The 25,186-nt window shown below is 72.0% G+C and carries 25 protein-coding genes; 19 read left to right on the top strand and 6 right to left on the bottom strand.

Features of this window, described 5'->3' with window-relative positions:
* Positions 1 to 23: 23 nt before the first annotated feature.
* On the top strand, positions 24 to 1,067 hold the full coding sequence (locus DQE82_RS26485) for a glycoside hydrolase family 26 protein (protein ID WP_043327759.1): 1,044 nt from the start codon (positions 24 to 26) through the stop codon (positions 1,065 to 1,067).
* A 189-nt stretch (positions 1,068 to 1,256) separates the two neighbouring features.
* On the top strand, positions 1,257 to 4,343 hold the full coding sequence (locus DQE82_RS26480; protein WP_113974516.1) for a malectin domain-containing carbohydrate-binding protein: 3,087 nt from the start codon (positions 1,257 to 1,259) through the stop codon (positions 4,341 to 4,343).
* Between the two features lie 96 nt (positions 4,344 to 4,439).
* On the opposite strand, the gene DQE82_RS26475 is transcribed toward DQE82_RS26480, so the two are convergent.
* A complete protein-coding gene (locus DQE82_RS26475; RefSeq protein ID WP_030499400.1) occupies positions 4,440 to 4,832 on the bottom strand; it encodes a cyclic nucleotide-binding/CBS domain-containing protein in 393 nt (130 codons plus the stop codon).
* Positions 4,833 to 4,944: 112 nt separating this feature from the next.
* Here DQE82_RS26475 and DQE82_RS26470 point away from each other — a divergent pair, with 112 nt between their 5' ends.
* The 4 genes from DQE82_RS26470 to DQE82_RS26455 all read left to right on the top strand — a co-directional run bounded on the left by DQE82_RS26470 (position 4,945) and on the right by DQE82_RS26455 (position 7,954).
* The gene (locus tag DQE82_RS26470; RefSeq protein WP_223201280.1) at positions 4,945 to 5,400 is read left to right on the top strand and encodes an NUDIX domain-containing protein; all 456 of its coding nucleotides are present in this window, start codon (positions 4,945 to 4,947) and stop codon (positions 5,398 to 5,400) included.
* A 70-nt stretch (positions 5,401 to 5,470) separates the two neighbouring features.
* Complete coding sequence (locus DQE82_RS26465; RefSeq protein WP_043327756.1) at positions 5,471 to 6,202, top strand: sugar phosphate nucleotidyltransferase; 732 nt, start codon at positions 5,471 to 5,473, stop codon at positions 6,200 to 6,202.
* The gene (locus DQE82_RS26460; RefSeq protein ID WP_113974515.1) at positions 6,190 to 7,257 is read left to right on the top strand and encodes an iron-containing alcohol dehydrogenase family protein; all 1,068 of its coding nucleotides are present in this window, start codon (positions 6,190 to 6,192) and stop codon (positions 7,255 to 7,257) included. The genes DQE82_RS26465 and DQE82_RS26460 overlap by 13 nt, the downstream gene beginning before the upstream one ends.
* Complete coding sequence (locus tag DQE82_RS26455; RefSeq protein ID WP_113974514.1) at positions 7,232 to 7,954, top strand: CDP-alcohol phosphatidyltransferase family protein; 723 nt, start codon at positions 7,232 to 7,234, stop codon at positions 7,952 to 7,954. The genes DQE82_RS26460 and DQE82_RS26455 overlap by 26 nt, the downstream gene beginning before the upstream one ends.
* Before the next feature lie 73 nt (positions 7,955 to 8,027).
* Here the strand turns inward: DQE82_RS26455 and DQE82_RS26450 are convergent, their stop codons facing one another.
* Complete coding sequence (locus DQE82_RS26450; protein WP_113974513.1) at positions 8,028 to 9,302, bottom strand: glycosyltransferase family 4 protein; 1,275 nt, start codon at positions 9,300 to 9,302, stop codon at positions 8,028 to 8,030.
* A 24-nt stretch (positions 9,303 to 9,326) separates the two neighbouring features.
* On the opposite strand from DQE82_RS26450, the gene DQE82_RS26445 reads away from it, so the two are divergent.
* The 5 genes from DQE82_RS26445 (at position 9,327) to DQE82_RS26425 (ending at position 14,759) form a co-directional block, all read left to right on the top strand.
* On the top strand, positions 9,327 to 10,187 hold the full coding sequence (locus tag DQE82_RS26445) for an Fpg/Nei family DNA glycosylase (protein WP_113974512.1): 861 nt from the start codon (positions 9,327 to 9,329) through the stop codon (positions 10,185 to 10,187).
* 325 nt (positions 10,188 to 10,512) lie between these two features.
* Complete coding sequence (locus DQE82_RS26440) at positions 10,513 to 12,021, top strand: sugar transferase (RefSeq protein WP_064448099.1); 1,509 nt, start codon at positions 10,513 to 10,515, stop codon at positions 12,019 to 12,021.
* 33 nt (positions 12,022 to 12,054) lie between these two features.
* On the top strand, positions 12,055 to 13,278 hold the full coding sequence (locus tag DQE82_RS26435; protein ID WP_064448098.1) for a histidine kinase: 1,224 nt from the start codon (positions 12,055 to 12,057) through the stop codon (positions 13,276 to 13,278).
* Positions 13,275 to 14,030: a LytTR family DNA-binding domain-containing protein gene (locus DQE82_RS26430; RefSeq protein ID WP_113974511.1), complete on the top strand. Its 756-nt coding sequence runs from the start codon at positions 13,275 to 13,277 to the stop codon at positions 14,028 to 14,030. The genes DQE82_RS26435 and DQE82_RS26430 overlap by 4 nt, the downstream gene beginning before the upstream one ends.
* Before the next feature lie 66 nt (positions 14,031 to 14,096).
* A complete protein-coding gene (locus DQE82_RS26425; RefSeq protein ID WP_233514792.1) occupies positions 14,097 to 14,759 on the top strand; it encodes a DUF5701 family protein in 663 nt (220 codons plus the stop codon).
* Between the two features lie 22 nt (positions 14,760 to 14,781).
* Here the strand turns inward: DQE82_RS26425 and DQE82_RS26420 are convergent, their stop codons facing one another.
* On the bottom strand, positions 14,782 to 15,333 hold the full coding sequence (locus DQE82_RS26420) for a Uma2 family endonuclease (RefSeq protein WP_158560014.1): 552 nt from the start codon (positions 15,331 to 15,333) through the stop codon (positions 14,782 to 14,784).
* Between the two features lie 307 nt (positions 15,334 to 15,640).
* Here DQE82_RS26420 and DQE82_RS26415 point away from each other — a divergent pair, with 307 nt between their 5' ends.
* Positions 15,641 to 15,991 carry a hypothetical protein gene (locus DQE82_RS26415; protein WP_051611565.1) on the top strand — a complete coding sequence of 117 codons (351 nt, stop codon included), beginning with the start codon at positions 15,641 to 15,643 and terminating at the stop codon, positions 15,989 to 15,991.
* Positions 15,991 to 17,631 carry a cation acetate symporter gene (locus tag DQE82_RS26410; RefSeq protein ID WP_113974508.1) on the top strand — a complete coding sequence of 547 codons (1,641 nt, stop codon included), beginning with the start codon at positions 15,991 to 15,993 and terminating at the stop codon, positions 17,629 to 17,631. The genes DQE82_RS26415 and DQE82_RS26410 overlap by 1 nt, the downstream gene beginning before the upstream one ends.
* Before the next feature lie 45 nt (positions 17,632 to 17,676).
* Here DQE82_RS26410 and DQE82_RS31245 read toward each other — a convergent pair whose 3' ends face one another.
* Both DQE82_RS31245 and DQE82_RS26400 read right to left on the bottom strand, forming a co-directional pair.
* Complete coding sequence (locus tag DQE82_RS31245) at positions 17,677 to 18,534, bottom strand: hypothetical protein (protein WP_233514791.1); 858 nt, start codon at positions 18,532 to 18,534, stop codon at positions 17,677 to 17,679.
* Positions 18,527 to 19,027 carry a SigE family RNA polymerase sigma factor gene (locus tag DQE82_RS26400; protein ID WP_043327745.1) on the bottom strand — a complete coding sequence of 167 codons (501 nt, stop codon included), beginning with the start codon at positions 19,025 to 19,027 and terminating at the stop codon, positions 18,527 to 18,529. Before DQE82_RS26400 ends, DQE82_RS31245 begins: the two co-directional genes overlap by 8 nt.
* A gap of 151 nt (positions 19,028 to 19,178) precedes the next feature.
* Between DQE82_RS26400 and DQE82_RS26395 the strand changes: the two genes are divergently transcribed.
* The 3 genes from DQE82_RS26395 to DQE82_RS26385 are packed head-to-tail and all read left to right on the top strand — an operon-like array spanning position 19,179 to position 22,107.
* Complete coding sequence (locus DQE82_RS26395; RefSeq protein WP_043327744.1) at positions 19,179 to 19,943, top strand: ABC transporter ATP-binding protein; 765 nt, start codon at positions 19,179 to 19,181, stop codon at positions 19,941 to 19,943.
* A complete protein-coding gene (locus tag DQE82_RS26390) occupies positions 19,928 to 21,616 on the top strand; it encodes a hypothetical protein (protein WP_064448093.1) in 1,689 nt (562 codons plus the stop codon). The genes DQE82_RS26395 and DQE82_RS26390 overlap by 16 nt, the downstream gene beginning before the upstream one ends.
* Complete coding sequence (locus tag DQE82_RS26385) at positions 21,616 to 22,107, top strand: SRPBCC family protein (protein WP_113974507.1); 492 nt, start codon at positions 21,616 to 21,618, stop codon at positions 22,105 to 22,107. The genes DQE82_RS26390 and DQE82_RS26385 overlap by 1 nt, the downstream gene beginning before the upstream one ends.
* Positions 22,108 to 22,113: 6 nt before the next feature.
* On the opposite strand, the gene DQE82_RS26380 is transcribed toward DQE82_RS26385, so the two are convergent.
* Positions 22,114 to 22,371 carry a hypothetical protein gene (locus tag DQE82_RS26380; RefSeq protein WP_043327741.1) on the bottom strand — a complete coding sequence of 86 codons (258 nt, stop codon included), beginning with the start codon at positions 22,369 to 22,371 and terminating at the stop codon, positions 22,114 to 22,116.
* Between DQE82_RS26380 and DQE82_RS26375 the strand changes: the two genes are divergently transcribed.
* The 3 genes from DQE82_RS26375 to DQE82_RS26365 all read left to right on the top strand — a co-directional run bounded on the left by DQE82_RS26375 (position 22,361) and on the right by DQE82_RS26365 (position 25,150).
* Positions 22,361 to 22,957 (top strand): flavin reductase family protein, encoded by a 597-nt coding sequence (locus DQE82_RS26375; protein ID WP_308195267.1) that lies wholly within the window; start codon positions 22,361 to 22,363, stop codon positions 22,955 to 22,957. The genes DQE82_RS26380 and DQE82_RS26375 overlap by 11 nt on opposite strands.
* A gap of 173 nt (positions 22,958 to 23,130) precedes the next feature.
* Positions 23,131 to 23,499 (top strand): DUF485 domain-containing protein, encoded by a 369-nt coding sequence (locus tag DQE82_RS26370; protein WP_030499418.1) that lies wholly within the window; start codon positions 23,131 to 23,133, stop codon positions 23,497 to 23,499.
* Positions 23,477 to 25,150, top strand: a complete 1,674-nt coding sequence (locus DQE82_RS26365; RefSeq protein ID WP_043327738.1) for a cation acetate symporter — start codon at positions 23,477 to 23,479, stop codon at positions 25,148 to 25,150. Before DQE82_RS26370 ends, DQE82_RS26365 begins: the two co-directional genes overlap by 23 nt.
* Positions 25,151 to 25,186: the final 36 nt, after the last annotated feature.

The following is a 25,186-nucleotide window of genomic DNA, read 5'->3' as shown; positions in this document are numbered from 1 at the left end:
TGGTACGACGGTTACGACTGACGATGGCTGCCGTGCTGGGCCTGGCCTTGCTGGCACCGGCCGTGACGGCCTGTGAGATCGGCTCCGAACGGTCCGACGAGGGGACCACGGCGGCGCCGCCTCCACCGACCGTGACGCCGCGGACCGCGCCGGTCCGCACCACCGGCCGCGGGCCGGAGCCGCCGGAGCAGGGCGCCTGGCTCGGCACCTGGGTCAAGCCGCAGTACCACACCGCCACCGGGCGGGCCGCCGCGTTCGACGAGTTCAACCGGGCCGCCGGCGGCACACTCGCCATCGCGCACATGTTCCACGAGTGGAACGAGCCGTTCCCGGGCGCCAGCGAGCGGGCGTTCCAGGCCCGGGGCAGGCTCCAGATGATCTCCTGGCAGGGCACCGACACCCGCTCCACGGTCAGCGGCATCTACGACACGCTGATCCGGGAACGCGCGCGCGACGTCAAGGAGTTCGGCGTTCCGGTGCTGCTGCGCTACCGGTGGGAGATGGACCGGCCGAACCTGGCCGCGAGCATGCACTCGCCGGAGGACTACGTCGCCGCGTGGAAGCACGTCCGCGGCATCTTCACGGAGATGGGCGTCACCAACGCGGCCTGGGTGTGGTGCCCGCACGCGGACGGCTTCGCCGAGCCGCAGCGCCGGGCCGCCGCCTACTACCCCGGCGACGACCAGGTCGACTGGCTCTGCGCCGACGTCTATCCCAGCCCGGAGTGGAACAGCTTCTCCAACCGCATGGACCACTTCATGGCGTTCGCCAAGAAGCACCCGCGGCCGGTCGTCATCGGCGAGTTCGGCCTGACCCAGGACGGGCGTCCGGGCCAGCGCGCCGACTGGATGCGCGAGGTCGGGCCGTACCTGAAGAAGCACCCGCAGATCAAGGCGGCGGTCTACTTCGCGGCGAAGCAGACGCAGAAGCCGATTTACGACAGCACGTTCGGCGACGACCCGGAAAGCGAGAAGGTCTTCCGGGAGATGGCGACGGATCCGTACTTCCAGCCGCCGATGCCCGACCTGAGCGTCCCCTCAGGGACACCCTCCGTGTCCGGCGAGTGATAGTCGCTCGTCTTTTCGTGCGACCCGGGCCGTTTCCTCGGCCAAAAAGGCCGATCCCGGGTGGACGCGCGACCGGCGAATGCGAGAAGGTATTGCTCTCACGTCTGCGGTCGGTCGAGTGACGCCCCGCCTCAAGTCGGCACCGGCCACGATCGCAGCGCCTCCGACGTATTCCCCCCGGAGTAGCCTGTGGCTTCCTCGATCCTGAGACACCGCTCGGTGTCCGCCTTCGGCGCTGCCGTACTCGGCATCGCCACCCTGTTCACACCGGTGCCGGCGCTCGCCGCGCCGACCACCGCGCCCGCGCCCGACCACAGCACGATGGTCGGCGAGGTGCCGTCGGACAAGACGCCGAACATCAACGACGGCAACGTGGTGGCCATCCACGACGCCGGCAGCAAGGTGATCGTCGGCGGCTCGTTCACCAACGCGCAGAACCGGGGTTCCTCACCCACTCCGGTCGACCGGCGCGGGCTGCTCGCCTTCGACAAGGCCACCGGCAAGATCGACAATGCGTTCGCGCCGGTGCTGGACAACGACGTCACCGCCATCATCGCCGGCCCGACCCCGGGCACCGTCTACGTGGCCGGCAAGTTCAACAAGGTCGGCGACAAGAACTTCCGCAAGCTGGCGCTGCTGAACGTCGCCGACGGCACCCCCGTCGAAGGGTTCAAGGGCCCGGCGTTCAACGGCACCGTCAGCGACATCGCGCTCGTCGACGGCCACCTGCTCGTCGGCGGCATCTTCACCACCGTCACCGCGACGACCAACCGCAACGGGCTGGCCTCGCTGAACCCGACCACCGGCGCGGTGGACGACTACCTCACCGTGGCGCTGACCGAGAACCACAACTGGACCCCGACCAACAACGGGGCCTCGGCCGGTGTCGGCGTGGAGAAGTTCACCGTCTCGCCGGACGGCAAGCACCTCGTGGTCATCGGCAACTTCAAGAAGGCCGACGGCGTCGTGCACGACCAGATCGTGCGGATCAACCTCGGTGAGAACTCCGCGACCATCGCCGACTGGAACACCGACAGCTACGCCGCGGCCTGCAAGTACACCGCGTTCGACTCGTGGGTGCGCGACGTCCAGTTCTCCCCGGACAGCAAGTACTTCGTGGTGGTCACCACCGGCGCGTCCTACCCCGGCACGCTCTGTGACTCCGCGGCCCGCTGGGAGACCGACGCCACCGGCGCCGGCCAGAAGCCGACCTGGACGAACTTCAGCGGCGGCGACACCTTCCTCTCCGTCGGCATCAGCGAGAAGGCCATCTACGTCGGCGGCCACTTCCGCTGGTCGAACAACCCGCTCGCCCGGGACAAGGCCGGACCGGGCGCGGTGCCGCGTGCCAGCATCGCCGCCCTCGACCCGGTCAGCGGCCTGCCGCTGTCCTGGAACCCGGGCCGCCACCCGCGCGGCTACGGCGTCACCGAGATGCTGGTGACCCCGGAGGGGCTCTGGCTGGGCAGCGACCAGGAGTACATCGGCGACTTCGACTACCAGCGCAAGCGGCTCGCGTTCTTCCCGCTGGCCGGTGGCAACGCCCCGCACTCGACCAGCACCAAGGGCCTGCCGGGCAACGTCTACCAGGCCGGTCGCGCGGCGCAGACCGAGGTGCTCTACCGGGTCAACGCCGGCGGTCCGGCCATCCCGGCCACCGACGGCGGGCCGGACTGGGCCGCCGACAGCGAGGCCTCGCCGAGCCCGTACCACAACACCGGCAACAGCGTGACCACGTACCCGACGAACGCCACGTTCGACGCCACCGTGCCGGCGAGCACGCCGGCCACGCTGTTCAACTCGGAGCGGTGGGACGAGTCGACCGCGCCGGACATGCAGTGGGACATCCCGGTCGCGGCCGGCACCCGGATCGACGTCCGGATCTACATGGCCAACCGCTGGTCCGGCACGAGCAAGCCGGGTAACCGCAAGTTCGACGTCAGCGTCGACGGCGTGCTCAAGCTGAACGACTTCGACCCGGTCGTGGCCGCCGGTGGCACCGACCGCGGCACGATGCAGTCGATCTCCCTGGTCAGCGACGGCGTGGTCGACATCGACTTCGGCCGGGTGGTCCAGAACCCGCTGGTCCACGGCATCGAGATCGTCAAGACCGCGCCCACCCCGGACGCCTCGGACGTGCTCTACCGGGTCAACGCCGGTGGCGACCAGATGGCCGCGCCGAGCGGGCCGGCCTGGGCCGCGGACACCGCCGCCGCGCCGAGCACCTACCACAACACCGGCAGCCAGGTGACCAGCTACACCACCAACGCCGCGCTCGACGCCACCGTGCCGGCCGGCACGCCGGTGGAGCTGTTCAACTCGGAGCGGTGGGACGAGTCGACCGCGCCGGACATGCAGTGGGACTTCCCGGTTCCGGCCGGCACGCCGGTGCAGGTGCGCCTCTACCTGGCGAACCGCTACGCCGGTACCGCCACCGCCGGCAAGCGCAAGTTCAACGTCAGCATCGACGGCGTCGTCAAGCTGAGCAACTTCGACCCGATCACGGCGATCGGCGCAACCAACCGGGGCACCATGCGGGCGTTCCCGGTCACCAGTGACGGCAACATCGACATCGACTTCGGTCGCGTCCTGGAGAACCCGCTGGTGCAGGCCATCGAGATCGTCAAGCTGCCGCCGGTGCCGCCGTCCACCACGGTGGACAGCATCACCAAGCGGACGTACGACGGCGCGTCCTCGGTCGGCAACGCGATGTCGGTGCCGAACGGCGACAACACCGGCTGGTCGAACATCAAGGGCGCGTTCTGGGTCGGCGGTGACCTGTTCTACGGCGTCGGCGGCGACCTCTACAAGCGCTCGTTCGACGGCACCGAGTTCGGCACCGCGAAGAAGCTGGACCCGTACCACGACGCGAAGTGGGACCTGGTCGTCACCGGCTCCGCGCCGGAGGGCTCCACCTACGCCGGCATGACCGGCAACTTCTCCGCCGAACTGCCGAACGTGACCGCGATGTTCTACTCCAAGGGCCGGGTCTACTACTCGCTGGCCGGTCAGAGCACGCTGTTCTGGCGCGGGTTCGCGCCGGACACCGGCACCGTCGGCGCCGAGCGCAACACGGTCACCGGCACCACCGGCTTCGCCGACGCGGGCGGCCTGTTCCTGGACGGCGACACGCTCTACGTCGTCTCCCGGAGCACCGGCAACCTCGCCTCGATGGCGTGGTCGGGCGGCGTGCCGACCGGTACCGCCACGGTGCGCAGCGGTCCGAGCGTCGACGACGTGGACTGGCGCGGCACCTCGGTCTTCGTCGGCCCCTGACGGGCGGCACGACCGAAACAGAACACACACGACGATGGCCCGGCCGGTATCGGCCGGGCCATCGCCCTTCTCCGGCGCCCGTCGCGCCGGCCCGGTTCAGCTCCGGGTCGGCGCGTGCTGCCCCGCCCAGACCCGCATCAGATCCCGTACCGAGATCACTCCAGCCACCTCACGCCCGTCGAGCACGACCAGGTGCCGGAAACCGCCCCGGGCCATCGCCGCGGCGGCCTCCTCGACCGTCCAGTCCGGGCCGGCGTAGACGACGTCCCAGGTCAGGTGCGCGCCGGTGCGCTCGACATCCGGGTCGAGCCCGGCACCGATCGCCTTCAGCACGTCGCGTTCGGTCATGATCCCGACCCCTTCGGAGTCCGGGTCGATCACGACCGCCGACCCGACACCGCGGGCCGACATCATCCGGGCCGCCTGCCGGAGCGTGTGCTCCGGCCCGACCACGAGTACCTCGCTGGACATCGCTTCGCGTACCTGCATCACACATCACCCCTGTGGGACGGCGACTGAGTACGGACATGGTGGGCCCTCTATGCGTACCGGGACAAGGACGGGCATCGCCGGAGGCGGCGCGGATGGCTACTGTCGGAGGGTGCCCACCGAGCCCCTGCGCTGCGCCGGCGCGCTGATCGTCGACGACGACGGCCGCATCTTCATCCAACGCCGATCCCCCGACCGACGCCTCTTTCCGAACTGCTGGGACATCGTCGGCGGCCACCTCGAACCGGGCGAGGAGATCGACGACGCGCTGCGCCGGGAGGTCACCGAGGAGACCGGCTGGTCCGTGTCGCACGTGCTCGGCCTGGTCGGCGAATACCGTTACACCGCCGACGACGGGCTGACCCGGGTGGAGACCGACTTCCTGGTCCGGGTGGACGGCGACCTGAGCCGCCCTCGGCTGGAGGCCGGCAAGCACACCGAGTTCCGCTGGCTGGCGGAGTCGGACGTCGACCTGCTCGACGAGCACCGGAACGTCAACGACGGGCTGATCCGGCGGATCGCCGAGGACGGCTTCGCCGCGCTGCGTTCGATCGGGCTGACGGGCTGAACCACTGCCGGTCGGCGCCCGGCGATATCCTCGCCGGGTGGAATCGGGTCGAGAAGAGGAGCGTGTCGGCATGATCGGGATGGTGCTCGCCGCGGGAGCGGGGCGCCGGCTGCGGCCGTACACCGACACCCTGCCCAAGGCCCTGGTGCCGGTCGACGGGGAGACCACCATCCTCGACATCGCGCTGCGCAACCTCGCCGAGGTGGGGCTGAACGAGGTCGTGATCGTGGTCGGCTACGCGGCCGACGCGGTGCGGCAGCGGCAGGCCGCCCTGGAGGAGAAGTACGGCGTCACGCTCACCCTGGTCCACAACGACAAGGCCGAGGAGTGGAACAACGCGTACTCGCTGTGGCTGGCGCGCGAGTACTTCTCCCGGGGCGTGTTGCTCGTCAACGGCGACACCGTGCACCCGGTGAGCGTGGAGAAGACGCTGCTGGCCGAGCGCGGGCCGGGCATCCTGCTCGCCGTGGACACGCTCAAGCCGCTGGCCGAGGAGGAGATGAAGACCACCTTCGACGCCGCCGGCCAGCTCACCCGCATCACCAAGTTGATGGACCCGGGCGAGGCGTACGGCGAGTACATCGGCGCGACGCTGATCGAGCCGCAGGTGGCCGAGCCGCTCGCGGACGCGCTGGAGGCGACCTGGCGGCGCGACCCGAACCTCTACTACGAGGACGGCTACCAGGAGTTCGCCGAGCGCGGCGGCGAGGTGCGGGCGGCCCCGATCGGTGACGTCTCCTGGGTCGAGGTCGACAACCACGCCGATCTGGCCCGGGCGCGGGAGATCGCGTGCCGCTACTAGCCCGCAGCGTCCTCACCCCGCTGCACATCGACGTGCGGCGGGGCGCGGTGGCCGACCTGGCGGCGATCCTCTCCGACGGGCGGATCTCCGCCGGTGGCGACGTCGCCGTGGTGGTCGGGCCGGGGCAGGGCGAACGGATCGCCGAGCTGATCCGGCCGTCGTTGCGCTCGGCCGACGTGTTCACCGTGGCCGGGGGGACGCTGGACGCCGCCGACGACCTGGGGACGAAGCTGCGCGCCCGGTCGTACGACGCGGTGGTCGGCATCGGCGGCGGCAAGACGATCGACGTGGCCAAGTACGCGGCGACCCGGCGCGGGCTGCCGATGGTGTCGGTGGCGACGAGCCTCGCCAACGACGGCATCGCCTCCCCGGTGGCGAGCCTGATCACCGAGGGCCTGAAGGGGTCCTACGGGGTGCACATCCCGATCGCGGTGATCGTGGACCTGGACTTCGTGGAGGCCGGGCCGGAGCGGCACAACCGGGCCGGCATCGGCGACGTGGTCAGCAACGTCAGCGCGCTGGCGGACTGGGAACTGGCCCGGCGGGTCCGCGGTGAGCGGGTCGACGGGCTGGCCGCCTCGCTGTCGCGCGCGGGCGCCGAGGCGGTGCTCAACCACCCGGGTGACATGAACGACGACGGCTTCGTCACGGTGCTCGCCGACGCGCTGATCTCCAGTGGCCTGGCGATGGCGATCGAGGGCACCAGCCGGCCGTGCAGCGGCGGCTGCCACGAGATCATGCACGCGATCGACGCGCTCTTCCCCGGCACCGCCTCGCACGGCGAGCTGGCCGGGCTCGGCGCGCTGTTCTGCACGTACCTGCGCGGCGACGAGCGCCGGTTCGCCGAGATGGCGGCTTGCCTGACCCGGCACGGGCTGCCCCGGCTGCCGGCCGAGGTCGAGCTGACCGACGACCAGTTCGTGGAGGCGGTGCAGTTCGCGCCGGCCACCCGGCCGGACCGTTACACCATCCTCGAACACCTCGCGATGTCCGCTACCGAGACGCGGGAGCGGCTGGCAGACTACGCCGGTGCCCTCCGCGACCACATTGGCTGAGCCCCGTCCCACAGTCGCCGACTTCCACCGGGTCAACCGGGGAGGCGGCTTGTTCAGCGAGTCGATCAGTCAGTGGATCGGGGCGGCCTTCGCGCTTGCCGCCCAGCGCCTGGGGTTGCGCCCGACCGCGCTGACGCTGGCCAACCTGGTGCTGGGGCTGGCCGCCTCGGTCACCGTGGTGGCGCTCGCCGACGACGTGGCCGCCGGCACCGTTGCGGCCTGGGCGGTCGGGCTGTTCGCGCTGGTCGCGTGGCAGATCGCGTACGCGCTGGACTGCGCCGACGGGCAGCTCGCCCGGGTGACCGGGCAGGGCAGCGCGGCCGGCGCCCGGATCGACGTGCTCTGCGACGTGGCCGCCCAGATCGCGCTGGTCGCGGCCATCGGCGCGACGGCGGTGGCGCAGCGCCCGTCCACGCCGGTCTGGCTGGTGGCGGTGTTCGCGGGCACCTGGATGGTCAACCTGGTGACGTCGGTGATGCAGTCCGGGCCGAACGCGGCGAGCATGGTCACCTCGACCTCGCTCCCGGTACGCCTGGTGAAGCTGGTCCGCGACTACGGCGCGGTGATCTTCGTGGCCGGCCTGGTGCTGGCTTTCGCGCCCGCGCTGGCGTTCTGGGTGATGGTCGCGTTCACGATCGTCAACGGCGGCTTCCTGCTGGCGAGCATCGCCTTCTCCGCCCGCGCCTCCCTGCGGTAAGGAAGGGCCCCTTCTTAACGCCTCGTGCATAAAAAGGGGCCCTTCCTAACACCCGGGCTCAGCACACCTGGGCTCAGCGCGCGGGGCGGCCTCCGGGGGCGGCCAGGCCGGCGTAGATGTCGATCAGGCGCTTGGTGATCACGTCGGGGTGGAACGTGCGCTCGTACCGGCTCCGGGCCGCCGGAGCCAGCGCTGTCGCCTCGGCGGCGGCCAGCGGCAGCGCGGCGGCCAGCGCGTCCGCCTCCGGCGCCACCACCCAACCCGCCTCGCCGCGCTGCACCCCGACCGGCAACGCGACATGCCCGTCGCCGGGCGCGGCGGTGGCCACCTCGGCCGGGCCGGTGCCGGCGGGCTCGCGCGGGCCGTCCGCACCCACCAGGTACGGGATGCCGCCCAGCGCGGTGCCGAGCACCGGCCGCCCGGACGCCAGCGCCTCGATGATCACGGTGGGCAGCACGTCGTGCCAGGTGGAGGTGGCCAGCACCACGGAGCTGTCGGCCAGCGCCGCGCGTACCCCGGAGCGGTCGAGCTGGCCCAGGTAGAGAACGTCGGGCCGCTCCGCGGCGGCCGCCTCGGCGAGCGGGCGCAGCTCGCCGTCACCGGCGATGCGCAGCGGGCCGAGCGCACCCACCGGATGCCGCCGCCACGCGGCGAGCAGCAGGTCCAGCCCCTTCTCCGGGCTGAGCCGCCCCATGAAGAGGAAGCCGTTCCCGACCGGCGCCGGTGTGCCCGGGTCGGGTACCGCGTTCGGCTTGACCACGATCCGCTCGTCCGGGATGCCGTAGTCGCGCAGATGATCAGCCACAGCCGTGGTGAGCGCGATGTACCGGTCCACCGACTTCCAGGTCGGGCGGTGCACGGCGAGCGTGGTCGCCATCAGCGCGCTCTGCGCCCGCGAGTTGCGGTAGCAACGGTGCACGATCGCCGGCACGCCCAGCGCCCGGCCCCGGCAGTCCTGGCAGATCACGCCGTCACGGAAGTACAGCCCGGAGGAGCAGACCTGCCGGTAGTTGTGCACCGTCTGCACCACCGGCACCCCGCGCTTGTGCGCGGTCCGCACCACCCACGGCGAGAGCAGAGGGTACGGGTTGTGCAGGTGCAGCACATCCGGCCGGTGCTCGGTCAGCAGGCGGTCGAGGTCGTGCTGGGCCTTCGGGGCCCAGATCGGCGAGATCGGCAGCAGCGCCTTGGCCGGCTTGGACATCGACGGGATCTCGTCGGAGCTGCGCAGGAACGGCAGCACCTCCACGCCGGCGGCGGTCAGCTGGGCGACCTCCGCGTCGACGATGGTGTTCTCGCCGGAGGGCTGGGCTTCCCGGTACCGGTTGTGCGCCACCACGATTCTCACGGGAAAGAAGGCTACCGTTGGACGATGCCCGAACTTCCGGAGGTGGAAGCGCTCGCCGGTTACCTGCGCGAGCGTGCGGTGGGCCGCCGCGTGGAGCGGTTCGAGGTCGCCGCGATCAGCGCGCTCAAGACGTACGACCCGCCGCCGAGCACTGTCGCCGGCCGTACGATCACCGGCGCCGGCCGGTACGGCAAGTTCCTCGATGTCCGGTTCGACGAGGGACTGCACCTGGTGGTCCACCTGGCCCGGGCAGGCTGGCTGCACTACCGGGAGGCGTTCCCGGCGGCGACCCCGCTGCGGCCCGGCAAGGGCCCGATCGCGGTGCGGGTACGCCTCGACGACGGCTCCGGCTTCGACCTGACCGAGGCGGGCACCCAGAAGAAGCTGGCCGCCTATCTGGTCACCGACCCGGCGCTGGTGCCGGGTGTGGCGAAGCTCGGGCCGGACGCGCTGGAGGCGGATCTGCCGACCTTCGCCGAGCGGCTGCGCAGTCGCCGGGGCCAGGTGAAGGGCGTGCTGACCGACCAGTCGGTGCTCGCCGGGGTGGGTAACGCGTACTCCGACGAGATCCTGCACGCGGCGCGGCTGTCGCCGTTCGCGATCACCGACCGGCTCACCGACGACCAGCTCGCCGGCCTGCACGCGGCGACGCGCACGGTCCTCGGCGACGCGGTACGCCGGTCGATGGGCCAGCGGGCGGCGGAGCTGAAGGGCGAGAAGCGCTCCGGGCTCAAGGTGCACGCCCGCAAGGGCCTGCCGTGTCCGGTCTGCGGCGACACGGTGCGTGAGGTCTCGTTCGCCGATTCGAGCCTCCAGTACTGCCCCACATGTCAGACCGGCGGGAAGCCGCTGGCTGACCGAAGGTTGTCCCGTCTCGTACGGTGAGTAACCGCACCCGGCGATTACTGAGTGGAATCGACCCGGGATCACCGAAGGTCCGGGTCCGCCCCTCTACCCGAGTGGTCATCCATCGGTATAGTGGCTCGGTCCCCGGCTTCACAACTGATTCGGAGCCGGCCAGATCTCACCGAGCACCAGCGGCACGGCTTCTTCGCGGGGGCCGGTCCGGGCCGGGCCCGCGTGGGAGACTGGGACGGTGAGCGACCCGGATCCTCACGGCGAGTGAGGGTGCGGGTCATGCGGGAGGACATGGGTTGAGGTGACGACAAGCCTCCAGCGCCCGGTAACCGACAGAGGCCGGAGCAAGAGCGTGCGGCACGTCGACAGCTTTGAGATCCAGCCGCCGACTCCGCCGTCGCACAACGGCGTACCCCGGTCGGCGTGGGCCCGCGCCCGGCGCCGGGTCTCCCGGTGGCACCGGCCCTACATCCTGTTCCTGCTGCTGCTCGACTTCGGCGCGGCGGCTCTGGCCAGCTTCCTGGCCGTGCAGATCTTCGAGCAGGCCGACTCGGGCTTCCGCAACTCCCCGCAAGCCTGGTTCTACACCGTGGCGTTCGTGCTCCTGCCGCTCGGCTGGCTGCTCTTCCTCTGGGGCAACCGGGCCTACGACCGGCGCTACCTGGGGCTCGGCCCGGACGAATTCAAGCGGGTGATCCGGGCCGGCGTGGCGGTGGCGGCGGCGGTCTCGTTCATCGCCTTCGCCACGAAGACCTACTCCCTGTCCCGGTGGACGGTCGGCTTCGCGCTGCTCGGCGCGATGTTGCTGATCGTGCTCGGCCGCATGATCGCCCGGGCCGCCCTGCACGGGCTGCGCCGCCGGTTCGGGCACGCCGGGCACCGGATGGTGCTCGTCGGCACGCTGCCCGAGTGCCTGGAGGTCTACACCACTGTCACCCGGCACCCGTCGGTCGGCCTGATCCCGGTGGCCATCCACCTCACCGACGGGTACGCCGCCGCCCGCGGCCTGGAGACCCCGGTGCCGGTGTACGCGGGCCGCGACGTGCTCGCCCTGGTACGTGAGGTCGGCGGCGACACCATCGCGGTCTGCGGCTCGGCCAGCGCCGAGCCGGGCGAGCTGCGCCGCCTGGCCTGGCAGCTGGAGGGCTCCGGCGTCGACCTGGTGGTCGCGCCCCAGCTCACCGACATCGCCGGTCCCCGGGTGCACATCCGCCCGATCGAGGGCCTGCCGCTGCTGCACGTCGAGGAGCCGACCCTGTCCGGGCCGGCGCTGCTGGTCAAGAACCTGATGGACCGGGTGGCCGCCGGCCTGGGCCTGCTGATGCTGGTCCCGCTCTTCGCCGCCATCGCCCTGGCCATCCGGATCTCGGACCCCGGGCCGGTCTTCTTCCGCCAGCCCCGCGTCGGGCACGAGGGGCGGACGTTCCGGGTCTGGAAGTTCCGGACCATGTACGTCGACGCCGAGGAGCGGCTCGCCGGTCTGGTCGACCGGAACGAGACCGACGGCATGCTGTTCAAGATGAAGCAGGACCCCCGGGTCTTCCCGGTGGGCCGCTTCCTGCGGGCCACGTCGCTGGACGAGCTGCCCCAGCTGATCAACGTGCTGTGGGGCGAGATGTCGCTCGTCGGCCCGCGCCCGCTGCCCGCCGACGACGGCGACTTCCTCGGCGACGTACGCCGCCGGCTGCTGGTCCGGCCGGGCATGACCGGGCTGTGGCAGGTGTCCGGCCGCTCCGACCTGTCCTGGGACGAGGCGGTCCGGCTCGACCTCTACTACGTCGACAACTGGTCGCTGGCGTACGACCTGAGCATCCTGTGGCGGACCGTGGGCGTGGTGCTGGCCCGCAAGGGCGCGTACTAGCGCTACCGGGCCGGCACCCGGCAGGATCGCTGCGTGGGTGGCAACCTCTCCGCCGTCTTCGCCGTCGTCTCGCTCGTGACCGCGTTGGCGGCGGCGCTCTGGGCGGTGCTGCGGCTGCGTGGCCGACGGGGCATCGCCACGGCGACGCAGCGCGCCACGTACGAGGTGCTGCACACCGCCGGGCTCGCCGCCGAGCCGCTGCGCGCCGGGCTGACCGCCGCGGACGCGGCGAAGGCCGTACGCCATCTGCGGGCCCTGGTGGGCGCGGCCGGGCTGGCGCTGACGGACCGGGACACGCTGCTCGCCGTCGACGGGCAGGGCGCGCACCACGGCGATCAACTGGTCGCGGCGGCCCGGCGCGCGGTCGGCAGCGGGCGTTCCACAGTGCTGGGCGAGTCGGAGCTGCGCTGCGACCTGGTCGACTGCCCGGTCCGCGGCGCGGTGGTGGCGCCGCTGCGCGCGGACGGCCGGGTGGTCGGCGCGCTGGTGGCGGTGGCCGGCGAGCGGCCGGCCCCGGGTCTGGTGCAGGCCACGCTGGAGACCGCGCACTGGGCGGGCGACCAGCTCGCCCTGGCCGAGCTGGAGTCGTCGCGGGAGCGGCTCGCCCGGGCCGAGGTGCGCGCGTTGCGCGCCCAGATCAGCCCGCACTTCATCTACAACGCGCTGACCGCGATCGGTTCGTTCGTGCGTACCGACCCGGAGCGGGCCCGGGAGCTGATCCTGGAGTTCGCCGAGTTCACCCGCTACTCGTTCCGGGCGCACGGCGAGTTCACCACGCTCGCCGAGGAGCTGCGCTCGATCGACCGCTACCTGACCATCGAGCGGGCACGGTTCGGCGAGCGGCTCCAGGTGCGCCTGCAGATCGCCCCCGAGGTGCTGCCGGTGACGCTGCCGTTCCTCTGCCTGCAGCCGCTCGTGGAGAACGCGGTCCGCCACGGGTTGTCCCGCAAGCCGGGCACCGGCATGGTGAGCATCGAGGCCCGGGACGCGGGCGCGGAGTGTCACATCACGGTGGAGGACGACGGGGTGGGGATGGATCCGACGACGCTGACCGCCGGGATCGCCGAGCTGTCCGGGGCGGGCAGCGACCCGGCCGACGACCCGGGGCAGCACGTCGGTCTCTCGAACGTCGACGAACGGCTCCGGTCGGTCTTCGGGGACGGGTTCGGCCTGGTCGTCGAGACCGGCCTCGGCTCGGGTACGAAGGTGAGCATGCGGGTGCCGAAGTTCCACCCCGGCGTACGGGTTTCCTCGTGACGGGGTTCCTTCGGGTGCTGGCGGTGGACGACGAGCCGCCCGCGCTGGACGAGCTGGCGTACCACCTGCGCGCCGATCCCCGGGTGGCCCGGCTGCACACGGCGGGGGACGCGACAGAGGCGCTGCGGGTGCTCCGCGACGACGACGTGGACGTGGTGTTCCTCGACATCCGGATGCCGGGGCTGGACGGCATGGAACTGGCCCGGGTGCTGCGCCGGTTCGCCCGTCCGCCGGCGATCGTGTTCGTCACCGCGTACGACGACGGCGCGGTGGACGCGTTCGACCTGGGCGCCACCGACTACGTCCGCAAGCCGGTACGCGCCGAGCGGCTGGCCGAGTCGCTGCGCCGGGTGATCGGCGCCCGGGTGGTGCCGTCGCACCCGGCCGCGCTGGCCCGGGCGGAGGAGGATCCGACCATCCCGATCGAGCTGGCGGGCACCACCCGGATGCTGCCCCGTTCGGCGGTGCGGTGGGTGGAGGCGCAGGGCGACTACGCGCGCCTGCACACGGCGGACGGGTCGCACCTGGTCCGGGTCTCGCTGGCGACGCTGGCCGAGCGCTGGGCCGATGCCGGGTTCGTCCGGATCCACCGTTCGTACCTGGTGCAGTTGCGGCTCATCGCCGAGTTGCGGCTGGTCAACTCCGGCTATGTGGTGGTGATCGACGGATCCGAGCTGCCGGTGAGCCGCCGGCACACCCGGGAGCTGAAGGACAAGCTGGTCCGTGCCGCGAAGCAGGACTGGAGTCGCTGAGGGAGGGGTCACCGCAAACCCTGGCGTACAATGTACGGCAGACCGTACGACAGGGTGGGGGACCGCATGTCCGACGACCGCTTCGACGCCGCCGCAGAATTCGACAGCCAGCTCGACCGCCTCGTTCAACTCGGCTATCCGGCGCTGGCCGGGCAGACCGAGGAGACGTTTCGCGCCCTGCTCAGCCCGCTGCGCGACGCGGCGGTCACCGGTTCCGCCGGGCTGCAAGGCCCCACCGGGGGACGGGTGCCGTTCCTGCTGGTGACCACGCGGGAACTGGTGCCGGTGCCGGAGCGGATCGCGCTCACCACGCTCGCCGGCAAGCGCAAGACCGGCATCCTCGACCGGAACTTCCCCGCCGACGACCTGCCCACCTTCCACCCGATCAAGGAGCTGGAGGTGCCGGCCGGGCCCGCGTACCTGCTCTTCGACGTGGACCGGGGCGAGGAGTACCGCAACGTGGCGCCGTCGGCCGCGCTGGAGGACATGACCGCGAAGGACCGGCTCCCCATCACCATCGACGAAGGTCTGGCGTTCGTCACGCTGTACCCGGAGGCGCTGGCGAGCAACAGGTGCTTCTCGCTCGTGGGCTCGCGCTGCGGTGACCGGCGGGTGCCCGCGCTCTGGATCAGTCAGGGCGCGCCGAAGCTCGGGTGGTGCTGGTTCGGCAACCCGCACACCTGGCTGGGCTCGGCGACCTCGAACCCGGTACGGGTGGGACTCGGCTGACGCCCAGGCGGGATCAGGGCGCTCAGAAGATCTCGGCGACCGGCAGGACGAGCGGGAACGGCTGGTCGGCGCGGTACACGTCGGCGGTGGAGAGCACCACCGACTCGCGGTAGCGGCCGTCGACGTTCTCCAGCACGGTCAGGGTCTCCTTGCGCGGCTCGACGAGCCAGTAACGCGCGATGCCGGCCACGCCGTACTCGTGGCGCTTGAGGACCAGGTCACGACCGGCGTTGCCGGGCGAGACGACCTCGACCACGAGCAGCACGTCGGCCGGGGCGAGGGCCGGGCCACCCCGCTCCAGTGCCTCCTCGCGGGCGACGAAGACGTCCGGCACGAAGTAGGAGGAGCGCTTCGCGCTGACGCCGACGTCCTGCCCGACGAGCAGACCGGCCGGAGCCTGCCGGTCGAGGAGCCGGCGGAGACGGTTGGCGATCGCGCCGTGCCGGACGTCGGCGTGTGGGGACACGAGCAGGCTCCCGTCGAAGATCTCGTAGTCCTGGCCGTCCTCGGGGAGGTCCTGGAGGTCGTCCACCGTCCAGACGTCGCCGGTGCCGGGTCGTGCCGGGCTGGTCACTGTCACACCTCCTCTCTACCGGCTCACCCTGACACCCCGCCCGGTCGTCCACAACGACTCCGCGCCGTCCACCGGGTTATCCACAGGGGTGAAGCGTTATCCACAGGTTGTGCACAGGGCGCAACGACGCGGTCTTGACAATTCGGCTCAGCGGGCGAGACTGCCGGGGGTGACCGGAGCCGAGGAACAGCATCCACCGGGGCGGCCCGTCGAGACCGCCCCGGTGCCCGGCCCGCGCGCGTCGCCGGCGCCCGCCCCCCGGCAGCCGGAGAGCCCGCAGCCGGCCGCCACCCCGCAGCGGACCCGGATCGTGCTGGCCGAGGTCTCCCGGGCCGGCAGCCCGGCCGACCGCACCCGCTCCGAACTGGCCCAGCAGACCCCTGTGGGCGAGACGCTGGTGCAGGGACTGATGCGGGCCCAGCTCTCGCTCGCGTTGCGGCTCAGCCTGCTGGTGATGATCGGGCTCGGCGGCCTGCCGTGGCTGTTCGCCATCGCGCCCTCAGTCGGCCGGGTCACGGTGCTCGGGGTCAACCTGCCGTGGCTGCTGCTCGGCGTCGTGTCCTTCCCGTTCCTGATCGTGGTCGGGTGGGCGTACGTGCGGCTGGCCGAACGCAACGAGCAGGACTTCGTCGACCTGATCCGACGGCCGGAACGCTGATGTCCAACGGGTACGTGGTCCCGGCGATCGTCGCCGTCACGCTGGTCACCGTCGGCATCGGTTTCTACGGGCTGCGGCTGGCCCGCACCACGTCGGACTTCCTGGTCGCCTCCCGGGCGGTCAGCCCGACCTGGAACGCCGCCGCGATCGGCGGGGAGTACCTGTCGGCCGCGAGCTTCCTCGGCGTCGCCGGGCTGATCCTCAAGTACGGCGTGGACGTGCTCTGGTACCCGGTCGGCTTCGCCGCCGGATACCTCGCGCTGCTGCTGTTCGTGGCCGCGCCGCTGCGCCGCTCCGGCGCGTTCACGCTGCCCGACTTCTGCGAGGTACGGCTCGGCTCCCGGCGGCTGCGGACGCTCGCCACCGTCTTCGTGATCTTCATCGGCTGGCTCTACCTGGTGCCGCAGTTGCAGGGCGCCGGGCTGACCCTGGCCACGCTCACCGGCTCGCCGTACCCGCTCGGCGCGCTGCTGGTCGCCGTGGTGGTGACCGCGAACGTGGCGCTGGGCGGCATGCGGGCGATCACCTTCGTGCAGGCGTTCCAGTACTGGCTGAAGCTCACCGCGCTCGCCGTGCCCGCGATCTTCCTGGCGTTGCAGTGGCAGGCCGACGCCCGCCCGGCGGTGACCCCGCCCGACGGGCCGACGTTCCGGACCGCGACCACAGTCGTGGTCGAGCACCGCGCGACGCTCACGCTGCCCGACGGCGACATCCGGGAGGTACGCCCCGGCGACCGCCTCGAATTCGCCGCCGGTGACCCGGTGCCGGAGGTGTCCGGCGCGGCGACCGGCCCCGCCGAGTGGCTGCTGCCGGACACGGCGGGGGAGAACGACAGAGGGCTGTTCGCCACGTACTCGCTGATCCTGGCCACGTTCCTCGGCACCATGGGCCTGCCGCACGTGCTGGTCCGCTTCTACACCAACCCCGACGGCGCCGCCGCCCGCCGCACCACGCTCGTGGTGCTGGCGCTCGTCGGCGTCTTCTACCTGCTGCCCACCGTCTACGGCGTGCTGGGCCGCATCTACACGCCACAACTGCTTGTCAGCGGCCAGACCGACGCGGTGGTGGTGCTGCTGCCCGGGGCGGCGCTCGGCGACGGCACCACCGGCCGGCTGCTCGCCGCGCTGGTCGCGGCCGGCGCGTTCGCGGCGTTCCTGTCCACCTCGTCCGGCCTGCTCACCAGCGTCGCCGGGGTGATCTCCACGGACGTGCTGGGCCGCGGCTCGGTACGCGGCTTCCGGCTCGCCACGGTGATCGCCGGCGGGGTGCCGGCGTTGCTCTCGCTGAACGTCTCCGGGCTGGACGTCTCGCAGGTGGTGGGGCTGGCGTTCGCGGTGGCCGCGTCGAGTTTCTGCCCGCTGCTGGTGCTCGGCATCTGGTGGCGCGGCCTGACCGACCTGGGCGCCGCCGCCGGGGTGCTGGTCGGCGGCGGCGCGGCGGTCGGCGCGGTCCTGCTCACCGTGCTCGGCCCGCCGCTGACCGGATGGCCGGCGACGCTCACCACACAGCCGGCCGCGTGGACGGTGCCGCTGGCGTTCGCGGTGATGGTGCTCGTCTCCATGGCCAGCCGACGGCGTCTCCCGCGTGACGTCGGCGCCACCATGCTCCGCCTGCACACCCCGGAGTCGCTGCGCCTGTGAGGCGGGGCCGCGCTCGCTCGGCCCCGCCTCACCTCCGCGCACCCGTCAGCAGGTGTCCGTGCCGGCACACAGCCGGTTCGCCACCGACCGGGCGGTACGGCGGGCCTCGGTGGGCGTGGTCTGGGAGTCGAGGCGGAGCTGCGCCACCAGATCGCCCTGCCGGACGACGAGCCAGCGACCGGGCCGCCCTCCGACGTCGCTTCCCACGAGAACGCCGTCGTCACCGCCGAGCGACTCCGCCATGATCGACAGCGAGTCGCCCGGCTGCTCCATCTCGCAGCCCGTGACCAGCTTGCGGAGATTCTTCATCACCGTGGTGGCGGACGTGCCCGAGTGCCGGGTCACCCGCTGGACGATCCAGTCGGTGGGCGAGTTGAACGCCACCGACCGGGTGGCCACCTCCCCGTCGGACAGCGTCGGCGACTCGTTCACGCAGAAGGAGGACATGAACTCCAGGGACCAGTCACCGCCCACCTTTCCCGTCTGCATCGTGAAGCCCGTCGGCAGGTCGGCGAGCTGGAGCGTCGCCGCCGCCGGAATCGTCCGGCTCGGCGTACGGCTGGTCGGCCCGCCGCCGATGCTGGCGGCCGGCTCTCCCGCGGTGCGACTCGGCGTCGGCGCCCCGCTCGCCGACGGCTCGGCCGACGGCGTGGTGCTCGGCGTGGGCGCCGGCGTCGGCGTGATCGGATCGACTGTCGCCGGGGGCACCGGTGGCGGTGCGGCGTCCGGGCGGGCCAGCACCACACCGGTCGCCACGACCGCGACGGCGACCGCGGCGGCCAGGCCGGCGGCGAGCTGGGTACGCCGGGCCCGTTGCCGCCCTCGGCGGCGCACCTGCTCGGTGGGCGCCCAGATCAGGTCCTCGGTGTCCTGGTAGAGGTCGGAGAAGATCGGGTCAGGCATTGCGGACCTCCTCCGGGAAGTTCACGTCGAGCAGGGCGGCGAGAGCCTTGCGGCCCCGGGCCAGGCGGGCCTTGACGGTGCCGCTCGGCACGCCGATCTGCGCCGCGATCTCCGCGACCGACAGGTCGGCCAGGTGGTAGAGGACGATCGCCTGCCGCTGGTCCGCCGACAACTGCCGCAACGCGCTGACCAGCGCGACAGTGTTCTCGGAGGGTGGCCGGACCGGAGGTGGTGGTCCGTGCCGCCGGTAGGCGACCACGCTGTTGCGGACCTTGCGCCACCGGTTGACCAGCAGGCGGTGCCCGACGGTGCGCACCCACGCCTCCGGGTCGTCGTACGTGCCGACCTGGGACCAGCGCTGCCAGGCCCGCGCGTACGCCTCCTGGGCGGCGTCCTGTGCCTCGCTCCGGTCGCCGCCGAGCGCGTACAGCACTGTCACCACGCGTTGTCTGCTGTTCCGGTAGAACTCCTCGAACCCACTGTCCGGATCCATCTCTCTCCCCGCTGCCGTTCGTACGCCTGACACCCCCCGCCGTGGTGGGCGGTTGCACGCCGTCGGCGATCCGACTCGTACCTCTCAGGGATGAGGCGAGATCATCCTGCCGTCCGAGCAGCCGTTGGGCGGGGACCGATACGGTCGGACCATGACCGACCAGCACCCCGCGCTCTCCCTTCGTGGCCTGGCCAAGCGCTTCGACACCAAGATCGCGGTGGCGGGCGTCGACCTCGCCGTGCCGACCGGCTCGTTCTACGGCCTGCTCGGACCGAACGGGGCCGGCAAGACCACCACGCTCTCCATGGCCGTCGGCCTGCTGCGGCCCGACGCCGGTGAGGCGCGGGTGCTCGGGTACGACGTCTGGGCCGACCCGGTACGCGCCAAGAGCCTGCTCGGCGTGATGCCGGACGGCGTACGCCTCTTCGACCGGCTGAGCGGGGCGGAGCTGCTCGCGTACCACGGTCTGTTGCGCGGCATGGACCCGGCGGTGGTCGACCAGCGGGCGGCGGAGCTGCTCGACGTGCTGGCGCTCTCCGACGCCGGGCGCACGCTCGTCGTCGACTACTCGGCCGGCATGAAGAAGAAGATCGGCCTGGCCTGCGCGTTGCTGCACGGCCCGCGCCTGCTGGTGCTGGACGAGCCGTTCGAGGCGGTCGACCCGGTCTCGGCCGCGCTGATCCGGGACATCCTGCACCGGTACGTCAGCGGCGGCGGCACGGTGATCTTCTCCAGTCACGTGATGGAGGTGGTCGAGCGGCTCTGCTCGCACGTGGCGATCCTGGCCGAGGGCCGGATCAAGCGGGTCGGCACGCTCACCGAGGTGCGCGGCGACCGGTCGCTGGAGGACGTCTTCGTGGAGGTCGTGGGCGGCCGGACCGCCACCGGGGAGGAGCTGTCGTGGCTGTCCCGGTGACCGCCCCCGAGCGGCCGGCCCGGCGCGTGTCGTCCCGGCACTTCGTCCGGCTCAAGCTGCGGGTGCTCGGCAACAACTTCCGGGGCCAGAAGTGGCGGATCGCGCTGTTCGTGCTGGGCCTGCTGCTCGGGCTCTGGTTCGCCGCCGTCGGGTTCTTCCTGCTCGCCACGCCGGGCCTGGCCGACGAGCCCCGGTACGCCCTGATGGTGGCCGCCTTCGGCGGTGGTCTGCTCACGCTCGGCTGGCTGCTCCTGCCGCTCGTCTTCTTCGGCGTGGACGAGACGCTCGACCCGGCCCGGTTCGCGCTGCTGCCGTTGTCCCGCCGCACCCTGGTCACCGGCCTGCTCGCCGCCGCCCTGGTGAGCGTGCCCGCGCTGGCGACGGCGCTCACCGCGGCCGGTCTGGTGGTCACCGCCGGGCTGCTGGGCGGCTGGTCAGCCGCAGTGGTCGGCGCGCTCGGCGTGGTCGCCGGGCTGCTGGTCTGCCTGGCCGGGGCCCGCGCGCTGACCAGCGCGTTCGCCACGATGCTGCGGTCCCGCCGGGTACGCGACCTGGCGGCGGTGCTGCTCGCCGTCCTGGCCGCCCTGCTCGGGCCGTTGCAGTTGCTGGTGCTCGCCGCGGTGCAGCAGACCGACTGGGACCGGCTGGACGGGGTGGCCCGGGTGGTCGGCTGGACGCCGTTCGGCGCGCCGTGGACGGTCGGCGTCGACGTGGCCGAGGGCCGGGCCGGCGCGGCGGTCGCGAAGCTGCTGATCGCGGTCGCGACGCTCGGCGTACTCCTGTTCTGGTGGTCGCGGTCGCTGGAGTCGGCGATGGTGGGCGCGGCGAGCGCCGGCCCTTCGCGCGCGCCGCGCGGCGTGGCCGGCGGCGCGGTCACGCAGTTGTTCCCCCGCGCGGTGGGCTGGGCGCGGCGGGACCGGTTCGGGGCGCTCGTCGCCCGCGAGTGCCGCTACTGGTGGCGGGACGCGCGGCGGCGGGCCAACCTCATCACGGTCGCCGTGGTCGGTGTGTTCGTACCGGTGATGGTCAACCTCGGCGGCGTCTCGTTCTCCACCGAGGGCGGGGCGGAGTTCGGTGGCGGCGACTCCTCACCGGCGCTGGTCAGCCTTTCCATGATCTTCGTCGGGGTGCTCGCGTCGCTGACGCTGGCCAACCAGTTCGGCTTTGACGGCAGCTCGTACGCCGCGAACCTGGTCGCCGGGGTGCCCGGGCGGGTGGAGCTGCGGGCCCGGATGACCGCGTTCTCGATCTACGTGGTGCCGATGCTCGTCGTGATCGCGGTCGCGCTGGCGCTCTTCCTGGGGCGTCCCGCATGGCTCGGCGTGATGGGTGGCGCGTTGGCCGCCGCGTACGGCTGCGGGCTGGCGATCAACGGGTTCGTGTCGGTGCTCGGCGCCTACTCGCTGCCCGAGTCGAGCAACCCGTTCGCCATGAACAGCGGCGCGGGGTTCACCAAGGGCCTGCTCACGCTGGTTTCCATGGTCGCCTCCGCGGTGGTGGCGGTGCCGTTCGTGGTGGCCGCCGCGCTGCTCGGCGACGTGTGGCTGTGGCTGGCGCTGCCGATCGGACTGGCGTACGGGGTGGGCGCGGCGCTGCTCGGCGCGTACCTCGCCGGGGACACACTGGACCGCCGGCAGCCGGAGCTGCTGGCCACCGTCACGCCGAGGCGCTGATGCCGGTCGTCGAGGCGGTCACCACGGTCCCGATCCCGCCGGAGCTGGCGTTCGCGGTCTCCCAGACGGTCGCGCCGGTCCGCTACCGCTGGGATCCGTTCGTCCGTGAGCAGCACTTCGTCGACGGCGCGGCGGCGCCCGGCCGGGGCGTGCGCACGTACACCCGCTCCCGGCACGGCCTGGTCATGGTCAGCGAGTACGTCTCCTGGTCACCGCCGACGAACGTCGGCATGAAGATGGTGCGCGGGCCGTGGTTCTTCGAGCGGTTCGGCGGCGGCTGGCGCTTCGCGCCCGGCCCCGAGGCCGGCACCACGATCGCGACCTGGCGGTACAACTTCCGCTGCCGCCCGGCGTTCCTGCGCCCGGTGGCCGAGCGGATCGGGGTGTGGCTGCTCGGGCGCGACATCCGCCGCCGGATCGCCGGGTACGCGGCCGGATGCGCGGACCCGGAGGTGCTGGCCGCCGCCCGCCGCCTGCTCGCCGACGGCTGATCCCGGTTACGCGGTGCGGCGCATCGCCGCGTAGACGTGGTGGCCGTCGCCGACGCTCGTCATGGTGACCAGCTCCCAGCCGTAGTTGGACAGGTGCTCGACCGCTTCCATCAGCGGCTGGAACGCCCGGCGGCCCCAGGTGTTGTTCGCCCGGACCAGCAGGTGCCGGTGTGGATAGGCACGCAGGTCGACCTGACCGCCGAGGACGGCGTCGGCGGCGACGACCCGTTCCTGGGCGAGTTGCTGCGGGGGGATGAGACTCATGCCCGGCAGGGTATGGCGTTGCGTCGAACCCCGCCCGGCAGCGGGCGGCACAATGTTTCACGTGAATCCAGAGCCGGGCGCGCAGATCCATTCCACCGACCCGTTCGCGGCGCCGGCCGGGCAACGCTCGCCGGCACGCCGGCTGCGCGGCCGGCTGGCGGCCCCGGTGACGCTCTGGACCGCACCCGGCCCGGCCGGGCTGACCGTCTCGTCCACGCTGGTCGCCGAGGGCGAGCCGGACCGGCTACTCGGCCTGGTCGACGCGGAGTCGGACCTGTGGGCGGCCATCGAGGAGGCGGGGCGGTTCGCGGTGGTCCCGCTGGGCCCGCAGCACCGGCAGCTCGCCGACCGCTTCGCCGGCCTGTTCCCGTCGCCCGGCGGCCTGTTCGCGCTGGACGCCTGGAACGAGACGCCGTACGGGCCGGTGCCGGCGGACGCCGGCGGGTGGGCGGGGTGCCGGCTCGACACCGCCCGGGAGTACGGCTGGGGCCTGCTGGTCGAGGCGACCATCGAGTCGGTCGACCTCCCCGAGGACACCCTCCCCCTGCTGCACTACCGCGGCCGCTACCGCGAGCTGACCGACTGACCCACCCGGCGGTCGGGGTGACCGGTTAGCGGAGTGACGTGGGTCACTCGGCGCAGCCGGGGCGCCGTTCGGCGCAGCCGTTCGCCGCCGGGCGGCGGAGCCTTCCCGGGCGGGGAGCGCGCTCTCTACCGTGCGCGAAACTCCCCCACGCCTGCGAAGGTGGTGATCCACAGATGTCCACGGACACACCCGCGTCCGCGCCCGCCGAGTCGGCGGCGGAACGGTACCTCGCCGTCCAGCGGTCCGACGAGTTCGCCGGGTTGCGGCGCGCGCTGCGCGGCTTCATCTTCCCGATGACCGTCGCGTTCTTCCTGTGGTACGCGCTCTACGTCATCCTCTCCGCGTACGCGCGGGGATTCATGGGCACGAAGCTGATCGGCAACATCAACGTCGCCCTGGTCTTCGGCCTGCTCCAGTTCGTCTCCACGTTCGTCATCGCCTGGCTCTACTCCCGGTTCGCCAACCGCCGGATCGACCCGGTCGCCGACCGGATCCGCGACGAGATCGGGGAGGTGACCCATGAACACGGTCCTCGCGGCTGAGGCGGGCAGCACCACCGCCCGGAACCTCACCATCACGCTGTTCCTGGTCTTCGTGGCGATCACGCTGGCGATCACCGTCTGGGCCAGCCGGCAGACCAAGACCGCCACCGACTTCTACGCCGGCGGCCGGTCGTTCTCCGGTTTCCAGAACGGCATGGCGATCGGCGGCGACTACATGTCGGCGGCGTCCTTCCTGGGCATCGCCGGCATCATCGCGCTCTACGGCTACGACGGCTTCCTCTACTCGATCGGCTTCCTGGTCGCCTGGCTGGTGGCGTTGCTGCTGGTGGCGGAACTGCTGCGCAACTCCGGCCGGTACACGATGGCGGACGTGCTGGCGTTCCGGATGCGGCAGCGGCCGGTCCGGACCGCGGCGGCGGTCTCCACCATCACCGTGTCGATCTTCTACCTGCTGGCCCAGATGGTCGGCGCCGGCGCGCTCGTCGCGCTGCTGCTCGGCATCAAGCCGGGCACCACCTTCCTCGGCATGGACGCCGACACCGCCAAGGTCGCCACGATCATCATGGTCGGCGCCCTGATGATCATCTACGTGACGGTCGGCGGCATGAAGGGCACCACGTACGTGCAGATCGTCAAGGCGTTCCTGCTCATGGGCGGCGCGCTGGTGATGACGCTGCTGGTGCTCGCCAAGTACAAGTTCAACCTGTCCTCGCTGCTCGGCGACGCGGCCAGCGCCTCGGGCAAGGGAGCGGCGTTCCTCGAACCCGGGCTGCGCTACGGCGTGGAGACACCCGGCGACGCGCTGAAGACGTTCTACAGCAAGATGGACCTGCTCTCGCTGGGCATCGCGCTGGTCCTCGGCACGGCCGGCCTGCCGCACATCCTGATCCGCTTCTACACCGTGCCGACCGCGCGGGCGGCCCGCAAGAGCGTGCTCTGGGCGATCGGCATCATCGGTGCGTTCTACCTGCTCACCCTGGCCCTCGGCTTCGGCGCGGCGGCGATCGTCGGCGGGCAGGCGATCACCGAGCAGGACAAGGCCGGCAACACGGCCGCGCCACAGCTGGCCGAGGCGCTCGGCGTGGACTTCCTCGGCGGGAACCTGGGCGGGGCGACACTGCTGGCGATCATCGCGGCGGTCGCGTTCGCCACGATCCTCGCCGTGGTCGCCGGGTTGACGTTGGCGTCGTCGTCCAGCCTGGCGCACGACTTCTACGCCAACGTGGTGAAGAAGGGTGAGGCGTCGGAGCGGCAGGAGGTGAACGTCGCCCGGATCTCCGCGCTGGTGATCGGCGCGGTCTCGATCGTCCTGTCCATCTTCGCGCAGAACCTGAACGTGGCGTTCCTGGTCGCGCTGGCGTTCGCGGTGGCCGCCTCGGGCAACCTGCCGGCGATCCTCTACAGCCTGTTCTGGAAGCGGTTCAACACCTCGGGCGCGGTCTGGGCGATCTACGGCGGCCTGCTCTCCGCCGTGCTGCTCGTCTTCTTCTCGCCGGTCGTCTCCGGCGCGCCGACGGCGATGTTCCCCGACCACGACTGGCACTGGTTCCCGCTGTCGAACCCGGGCATCATCTCGATCCCGTTCGGCTTCCTGTGCGGCTGGCTCGGCACGATCCTGTCCAAGGAGAGCGACGAGGAGAAGTACGCGGAGCTGGAGGTGCGCTCGCTCACCGGAGCCGGCGCGCACTGATCGGCACGTCGAGCGGGGCCCCTGCCGTACGCGGGG

The organism is Micromonospora sp. LHW51205 (assembly GCF_003315815.1).
GTDB lineage: Bacteria > Actinomycetota > Actinomycetes > Mycobacteriales > Micromonosporaceae > Micromonospora > Micromonospora chalcea.
This window is presented reverse-complemented; position numbering and strand designations above follow the sequence as displayed.